This is a genomic window from Vibrio sp. 10N.222.46.A1 (assembly GCF_041473595.1).
Lineage (GTDB): Bacteria > Pseudomonadota > Gammaproteobacteria > Enterobacterales > Vibrionaceae > Vibrio > Vibrio tasmaniensis_A.
The window spans coordinates 1-2,309 of record NZ_JBFRSN010001315.1 but is presented as its reverse complement, the minus strand read 5'-3'; the positions used below and the strand labels follow the sequence as shown (position 1 = coordinate 2,309).

At 42.9% G+C, this 2,309-nt stretch carries 7 protein-coding genes; all 7 read left to right on the top strand.

The window, feature by feature from the left end; all coding sequences use genetic code 11:
• The first annotated feature begins 87 nt into the window (after window positions 1–87).
• Window positions 88–288: a Rha family transcriptional regulator gene (locus AB4496_RS26235; RefSeq protein ID WP_102257940.1), complete on the top strand. Its 201-nt coding sequence runs from the start codon at window positions 88–90 to the stop codon at window positions 286–288.
• Complete coding sequence (locus tag AB4496_RS26230) at window positions 285–494, top strand: hypothetical protein (RefSeq protein WP_240798333.1); 210 nt, start codon at window positions 285–287, stop codon at window positions 492–494. Before AB4496_RS26235 ends, AB4496_RS26230 begins: the two co-directional genes overlap by 4 nt.
• A 77-nt stretch (window positions 495–571) precedes the next feature.
• Window positions 572–859 (top strand): phage regulatory CII family protein, encoded by a 288-nt coding sequence (locus AB4496_RS26225; RefSeq protein WP_240798332.1) that lies wholly within the window; start codon window positions 572–574, stop codon window positions 857–859.
• Between the two features lie 11 nt (window positions 860–870).
• Window positions 871–1,164, top strand: a complete 294-nt coding sequence (locus AB4496_RS26220; protein ID WP_102257939.1) for a hypothetical protein — start codon at window positions 871–873, stop codon at window positions 1,162–1,164.
• A gap of 110 nt (window positions 1,165–1,274) precedes the next feature.
• Window positions 1,275–1,697 (top strand): hypothetical protein, encoded by a 423-nt coding sequence (locus tag AB4496_RS26215; protein ID WP_102257938.1) that lies wholly within the window; start codon window positions 1,275–1,277, stop codon window positions 1,695–1,697.
• A complete protein-coding gene (locus AB4496_RS26210; protein ID WP_102257937.1) occupies window positions 1,684–2,133 on the top strand; it encodes a DUF3850 domain-containing protein in 450 nt (149 codons plus the stop codon). The genes AB4496_RS26215 and AB4496_RS26210 overlap by 14 nt, the downstream gene beginning before the upstream one ends.
• On the top strand, window positions 2,126–2,309 hold a 184-nt coding region (locus AB4496_RS26205), incomplete at its 3' end, for a hypothetical protein (protein WP_372132816.1). The genes AB4496_RS26210 and AB4496_RS26205, both read left to right, overlap by 8 nt.

Here is a 2,309-nt window from a genome sequence, read left to right as displayed (position 1 = left end):
ATCTACCATTGTTGTCATATTGGGTTTTGATGTCTCATGTCTCACCATTTCGCATCAAAATAAACTTATCTAAGTAGGATACCACTTATGGCAAGTCTTCAAATAGCGTTAGACGCCCCTTTTTGCACGAAAAAAGAGTTTCTTAGACGTACTGGCTGGTCTACATCGTCACTCGATAGAGCAATAGCTCGTGGCGAAATTCCCATTCTTCCTAAAAAGGGCGAGAAAGGCTCTGTGCTCATCAACTTAGTGAAAGTGTTCGAGCGTTCTGCGGAGCAAGAAGTATGAGCTTCGCAACGTCACCTAAAACCAAACTCACTCAGCAATACATTACTTTGCTACGCCTATCGAGTGAGTCATGGGAAGACAAGTATCCAAACGAATGTCTGCTATGGCCTAAGTGCGTATTACGTGAACGAAAACAACAAGCTTTTGATGCAGCTTACTGTGATTTTTTGTCAATCATGATGTTGAAGAGACTGCCCGTAAATTAGAACTGAGTGCTTGCTTTTACAGGCCTAGTCTCGGGCGACTACATCATCTTAATACCGTATTAGCCGATTTAGGCGTGGTGGCGGGCAAGGTACCCAGGGAAGAGGAGTCAAAAACGTTCGTTGAACGCATCCTAGAAAATTCGATTCTGTCCGGTGAGCTGTCTAGCGATGCATTGAAGGTGTGCAATGCAGACCGCTTATACAGAAGCGAAAAACGTAAGACGATCGCAAAAGCTCAAGCCGCTATCGGTAATTTGGTTTTGCTTATGTCTGATTTAGAAAACCGCACAAGTGGCACAACCCCTTTGATTAGTATGGGTTTCGAGTTCATTGCCAACGGTGCGCCAATGCCTGGCTTAAGTTAGAGGAATTCGTTATGTCTGTTGTAACAAGAGAACATTTAAAAGTAGATGTCCCACCACTAGAAAACCCATGCCCTGATTTAGTTTGTTGGTCTTTGAATCGCGAGCAAAAAGAACGCGGCCTAGCTCTTTTGCAGCGAACAAGAAAAGAGCTTGGCGAGCGTCAGTTGAGGTCACTCTATCAGACACGAGAAGCTCTACTGAATCAATTTAACTCAAGCGATGACCGCTTAGAGCAAGCTCGCATTGATCGCGAGTTAAAAGCTCTTGATTTCAGCGCAAAGGATATTCAGTCACGCTGGTCATAGTCCAGTGATGCTCAAACGAACATAGCCCTTAGGCATCTTGCCTACACCCTTTATCCCTCTTTGATTTAAAGAGGGAGGGTTTTTTATATCTCAAACCTGAGGAATTGATGATGAATACTATTGAAGAACATCTTTTTAATCAGTCTGTTAACCAAATTACTGTTCGCTTTAATTCAAGTAATCAAGAGCAGCAACACCAAGTCCTGGTCCAGTTAGAGGCTATTGCGAAGAAGCAAGAGCCAATCACAACACATCGACCACAAGAAGAAGTACTGGCCGATCTCAAGCAAGCCATGCAGGGCGATCGCGCTCGTGTGTTTTTTGGTTATTCATTCCCAAGTTGGTATCGCAATGGCTCAATAGCACAGGTTTCACAGCTTCATCATTGGGCGAACTTAGATATGAGTAATCGTCATCTGTTTCTTGAAATGTTAGGGCTACGTGATTCAGGTCATTTTGATGATGAAGCGTTATATGAGTTCGAACAGTTTTGTTTGTCGGCGGTAGGGGGGAGTGAGCATGACATTGCATGAAGTAAACACCAAATCAGAATTTTTTAATGAGGTTCGATTAGGTCGTAAAACGGCTGAGGTTCGAGTCAATGATCGTAAATATCAAGCTAACGACGTGTTGATACAGCATGAAATTGACAAAGATGGGCATAAAACGGGTGCGTCCTTGGTACATGAAATCACTCATGTAGTTCATGGCGGGAAGTTTGGTTTAAGTAAAGAGGTATGTGTTCTTTCTCTTTCTAATTCATCTCATTTAAATAGTGTGATTTTGATGGGGCATTTACGAGATCGTTTAGTTGAAGCTGCAGATTGTATGGAGGCGGGTATTGACGTTGTTCGAGAGGCTGGACTCACTACTACTGATCTAGAAAGGCAGATTCAAGATTCACGCTATTTTGCTACAGAGGCGACGACTCTACTAAAAAAATTAGGGGAGGTGGCAGAGAATGGATGAAATATCACACAATGATCTCTTATACATAGCGGGGAAAGTAATGCCCCTCGACCGAATCAAACGAAATGATGCTAGATACCACGCTGGTTTTTTAGTGCCTAAAATTTACACCAACCAAGAGCAAGCCCTTTTAGACGCTGGTTTTGTTAAAAAAATCCCAATCTACGATCGTGTTT